Annotated in this window: 3 protein-coding genes; 2 read left to right on the top strand and 1 reads right to left on the bottom strand. The window is 43.6% G+C overall.

Annotation, left to right across the window (positions count from 1 at the left end; genetic code table 11):
• Positions 1 to 2,417: ABC transporter permease (locus AC1XUD_RS26430; protein WP_483364057.1), on the top strand; the 2,417-nt coding region annotated here is incomplete at its 5' end.
• A 52-nt stretch (positions 2,418 to 2,469) separates the two neighbouring features.
• Here the strand turns inward: AC1XUD_RS26430 and AC1XUD_RS26435 are convergent.
• Entirely contained in the window at positions 2,470 to 3,876 is a 1,407-nt protein-coding gene (locus tag AC1XUD_RS26435; RefSeq protein WP_483364058.1) for a hypothetical protein, read from the bottom strand.
• 196 nt (positions 3,877 to 4,072) lie between these two features.
• Between AC1XUD_RS26435 and AC1XUD_RS26440 the strand changes: the two genes are divergently transcribed.
• Positions 4,073 to 5,389 (top strand): hypothetical protein, encoded by a 1,317-nt coding sequence (locus tag AC1XUD_RS26440; RefSeq protein WP_483364059.1) that lies wholly within the window; start codon positions 4,073 to 4,075, stop codon positions 5,387 to 5,389.
• The last annotated feature ends 38 nt before the right edge of the window (positions 5,390 to 5,427 follow it).

Below are 5,427 nucleotides of genomic sequence, written 5' to 3' on the forward strand. Positions count from 1 at the left end.
TTTCATCCATCCTCCCTTTATCCCCTTTCCCCATGCTCAAAAACTATTTCAAAATTGCATTCAGGAATCTTGTTAAAAACAAGGTTTACTCTTTTATCAATATCGTCGGCCTGGCTACGGGTATGGGCGTTGCGATGCTTATCGGGCTTTGGATACACGATGAGCTGGCGTTTGATAAGAATTTTGAACATTATGACAAGCTCGCCCAGGTCATGCAGCATCAGACTTTCAACAGTGAAAAGGGGACGCAGACGGCTAATCCATATTTGATGGCTGAGGCAATCCGGGAGTCATATGGGAGCGATTTCAAATATGTATTGCAATCCTCCTGGAATAGCTCGCATGTGCTGGCAGTCGGGGATAAGAAAATCACAAAATCAGGAACATATTTCGAGCCGGAGGTGACGGATATGCTTTCCATGAAAATGTTGAAAGGAACAAGAGCGGGCTTGAAAGAGCCTAATGCCATTTTGCTTTCCGAGTCAACCGCCAAGGCATTTTTTGGCAATAGTGACCCCATGGACAAGATTGTCAAAATAGATAACAAAACCGATGTGAGGGTAACGGGTGTATATGAAGATTTTCCTCATAACTCTACGTTCAAGGATATGACATTCATCGCGCCCTGGCAGCAGTATCTCAATATCAATGAGTGGATTAAGAAAATGGACACTCCCTGGGGTAGTAACTTTACTCAAACCTGGGCGCAGCTGGCCGAAAAGGCAGACCTGGAAAAAGTGTCGGCAAAGATCATTGACGTAAAACTGAACAAATTACCAAAGGACGACCGCAGGTTTAAACCCGAGGTATTCCTGCATCCGATGAGCAAATGGCATCTGTATTCGGATTGGAAAAATGGGGTCAATTCAGGTGGAAGGATTGAATATGTCTGGCTTTTTGGAACGATTGGTTTATTCGTTTTGCTCTTGGCATGTATCAATTTTATGAATTTGAGCACGGCCCGTTCTGAGAAGCGTGCACGGGAAGTCGGTATTCGGAAAGCGGTTGGCTCTGTTCGAATGCAGTTGATTATGCAGTTTTTCTGCGAATCGCTGATGGTTGTGATGTTCGCTTTTGTGTTATCAATTATCCTCGTGCTCTTTATACTTCCGTTCTTTAATGAGGTGTCAGATAAGGAAATATCTTTTCTTTGGACCAATCCGATATTCTGGGTGCTGGGTTTGGGGTTCAGTTTGATTACGGGCATAATAGCCGGCAGTTATCCTGCGCTCTATCTATCTTCATTCCAGCCGGTAAAGGTTTTGAAAGGTACATTCCGCGTTGGGCGTTTTGCTGCATTACCGCGCAAGGTATTAGTAGTGATGCAGTTTACTGTTTCTGTTACACTGATCATTGGTACGATCATTGTGTTTCGTCAAATCCAGTATGCCAAAAATCGGCCGATCGGATATACCCGCGATGGACTCATCAATCTATATATGGCCACGAATGATATTCACGATCATTTTGAAGTGGTCCGAAATGAATTAAAAACAAATGGAGCGATTGTGGAGATGACCGAAGCCAACAGTCCGACCACAGAGGTTTGGAATACCAATGGCGGTTTTGACTGGGAGGGGAAAGATCCGAATCTGCCTGTTGACTTTCCAAACAGCAGTATTACTTATGAATATGGCAAGACAATCGGCTGGCAGTTTAAAGAGGGTCGGGATTTCTCACGCGAGTTTGCAACGGACTCACTGGCTTTTGTGATCAATGAATCGGCGGCGAAATTTCTGGGTTTTAAAAACCCCGTAGGTTCCATTTTGAAGTGGGAGGGAAAGCCGTTTAAAATTATCGGCGTCATCAAAGACATGGTCGTTCAGTCGCCATATCAGCCTGTTCGCGCATCGCTCTTTCATATCGAGAAAGAAGCGCAAGGCGTAATGATCCTGAAACTAAACCCCGACAAAAGCGCGCGTGATGCGATTAGTCTGGTTGAAAAAGTTTTTAAGAAATATAATCCTGCCTCTCCGTTTGAATATAAATTTGTAGATGAAGAATATGCGCAAAAGTTTGGTAATGAAGAGCGTATTGGAAAATTATCTGTCTTTTTTGCGATACTGGCTATATTTATCAGCGCACTCGGCCTGTTTGGTTTGGCGTCATTTGTAGCCGAACAGCGAACAAAGGAAATTGGTATCCGGAAAGTATTGGGTGCGTCCATCTTCAATCTATGGCGTATGCTTTCTCGCGACTTCGTGGCATTGGTTATTATATCCTGTGTTATATCAGCTCCAATTGCTTATTACGGTTTGAGCAACTGGCTATTAAGATATGAATATAGAACCTCGATTTCATGGTGGATTTTCCCGCTTTCCGCCATTGGTGCACTGGGTATAACATTGTTGACTGTTAGTTTCCAGTCAATTAAAGCTGCTTTGATGGACCCCGTGAAGAGTTTGCGAAGCGAATAATCGGAGGGCCCATTGACCAAAGTTGGCGATGGTCAATGGGCCTTCAAATAACTCATTCCAACCGCTTCGCTTCCAGGAACTTATTGGTATTTTGATAAAACGCAAGATTGGAAACCTTACCGTCATTACCCCTTGAGAATTCCATCTGGACATTATAGGAACGCATGAAGAATTTGTTTTCGGCGGTAGGGTATATCAGCGCTTTGACAAAGTTTTCGCCTGCCAGATTTAGCTGATTACCTTCTTTTGTAATCGATATTTTAAGGCCGTCAGGACGTAAATATGTCCCGATATAGCTATCCCTTATTTCCGGAGAGATTTGAACAAATCGAGCGTCAAAGGTTGGGTCCGGAGCGATTTCAATTCCCTCGAGATTTTCCATTCTGGCAATCGCCCCCCAGCCAAAAAAGTCGTTAGCAAGTCCGATAAGCAATTCGTTAGAACCCTCTTTTAGCGGCAGATTAAAGGAAGTATTTTCAACGGAAAGGCGTCCCTCAGGAATTTTTTCAATTGGTCTTCCCTGTAAATTTTTGTCGACGTAGGCAATCTGTCCATTCAGAAAAACCCAGACATCGTCGCCGAAGCCAAAGTCTACTTTTTTAGTTTGCGCCTTTTGCGACTTGATATTAACTTTTAGCCAGGTAATTCTTCTAGGGTCGCTTTTACCAAAAACACGGGTCAGGTTTAATAATCCCCGTCTCTCAGTATTTAAGATCCGCCATTTCGTTTCAGGATCGGGCAGAAAGTCATAGCTGAAATCCACGTTTTTAGGTGTGGTAATCGGATCACTTACCGCCCATTGCCGAATATACCTTGGGTCGAAGTTGATGGGATCGCTTTCCGAAACCGGCGAAAGTCCTTCCACCTCATTTGGTTTCAGAGTTAGGTTCGCGACCAGCATATCACCCTCGAAACCGATTTTTCCCGTAGCTGTGTTGCCCTCCAATTTATCAATTTCAAGCGTTGGTTTGTTCGGGCTATTGATATACATAATCATCCGGGATCCGGAAATGACCAGTTTTACATGATTCCATTGCTCTTTTGAATAAGACGCGTTGGTCTGATATTGGCCGTACATGTCCCACATGTTCACGCCATCGATATAGGGAGTATACTGAATCGCGTCTCCGGCTGTTGGATTTCCGGCCCGGGCCATTCGGAAGTAAAACGACTCGCTTTCCTTTTCATCTTTCATACGGAAGAAGAAGGACAACACATTGTTAGGTTTTACATCGAATTCGATCGTTCCATTAGAGAATTCGATGGCTTTTGCGACGACTTTTCCGCCACCGGGTAGTATTTTCATCACTGGCATTTCCTTTTCCTGAATGAACTCGACCTTTCCCGGAATGAAAGTCCATTTGTCTTCACTGAGAAGTGTTTTGGCTTGCTGGGTTTTCTGAGCAAAGGTGAGGCTACAGGCTAGCCAGAGCGGCATTAATAGAATGATTTTTTTCATGACAACAGTATTTAATTGAATGATTATACCTGAAAATTTCCAGGTCGGGGATTTTGGAAATTTTCCATAAAGCATCAAAAAGAGCGAAGCGTATGCAATTCAAATGCTGTTCAAAATAGATTCAAGGCTGTTCAAAGGCGTTCAAGGTATTTTTATAAACTATCTTGCAGAAGAAAATATCTAAAGAATATCAAGTATGCATATTGATGAATACATGCTACCACTATGCCGGACGCTGATCGAGACAAAGGTGGGCTGGGGTGACAGCAGGAATTGGACCAGTAGCGATTTTGAGGCACTAAGCGAGTTGATTTTTACTGATACAGGTGTAGCTCTGAGTGCGAGTACCCTCAAGCGGCTTTGGGGGCGTGTACGTTACACCAGTGCGCCGCAGGTAGCGACAGTCAATGCACTGGCGAGATTTGTTGGGTACGAGAGTTTCCGGGATTTTGAAGCGGCCCAGAAAAGAAAAACTGAAACTGAAACAACAGCACCGATTAGCCCCACGCTAAAAAAGGAAATAACTTTATTGTCAAATAATCGCGCAAAGGATCTTATTTCAAAAAACAGGATTTTTGCGATTGGGCTTGCGGCAGGTATTGTCATAAGTTTGCTTCTTGCTTTTTCCCTCACAATTAACCAGAAAAAGAACGGCAGAGATGACTTTTCGAGTTTTTCCTTTAGCAGCCGACCTGTATCGGAAGGCTTGCCTAATTCTGTAGTTTTTACATTTGATGTTTCGCATGCGAAGACAGACAGCCTTTTCATACAGCAATCCTGGGATGCAACGAAGCGGATCAGTATCAGAAAAGATCAGAGGCAGGCCTCTTCTATTTACTATTATCCAGGCTTTTATAAAGCAAAACTGATCGTTGGCGACAGTGCGGTGCGGCAACACGATTTGTTGATCAAAACAAAAGGCTGGCTGCCGCTTGTGGAACAACTACCAGTTCCCGTGTATTTTACTCAAAAAGAGAGTGTTAACAACGGTAAGCTTACCCTGACTGCGGAGATGCTCAAGAGTCGCAATGTATTACTTCAACCTACAGTACCATCGGTGAGCTACTATTATGTGCAGGATATGGGCACTTTGTCAAGCGATAATTTTACACTTGAAACGAAGCTCAAAAACACTTATTCTACTGGCAGTGGCGCCTGTCAAAACACTCAGTTGATTATCCTTTGCGAAAATACAGTGATGGTCATTCCATTAGCAATTCCGGGATGTACGTCTGCTGTTAATGCCATGTTCGCCGACAAATTGTTGAAAGGAACAGAGACAGACCTGTCAGCTTTTGGTGTAGATTTCGCCGACTATGTCAAACTTCGTCTGGAGGTAAAAAATAAATCAGTGCAGGTATCTATCGACGATCGTTCTGCTCTTAAAACTAATTTTAAATCGGAAGCAGGAAAGATAATAGGATTCGTGTACCGTTTCGCAGGAACCGGCTCCGTGGATTATCTGCATGTCAACTCAGGCGATGGGCGGGAAATATTGAAAGAGGATTTTTAAATAAACCTTTTCCTCCTGCGATTCACGACTCCAGTCCT

It is taken from the genome of Dyadobacter sp. HNCC25DJ184, assembly GCF_056895215.1.

Excerpts from the sequence above, each read along its gene's own strand:
- AC1XUD_RS26435 (WP_483364058.1), bottom strand. The coding sequence starts at position 3,876 with ATGAAAAAAATCATTCTATTAATGCCGCTCTGGCTAGCCTGTAGCCTC.
- AC1XUD_RS26440 (WP_483364059.1), top strand. The coding sequence starts at position 4,073 with ATGCATATTGATGAATACATGCTACCACTATGCCGGACGCTGATCGAG.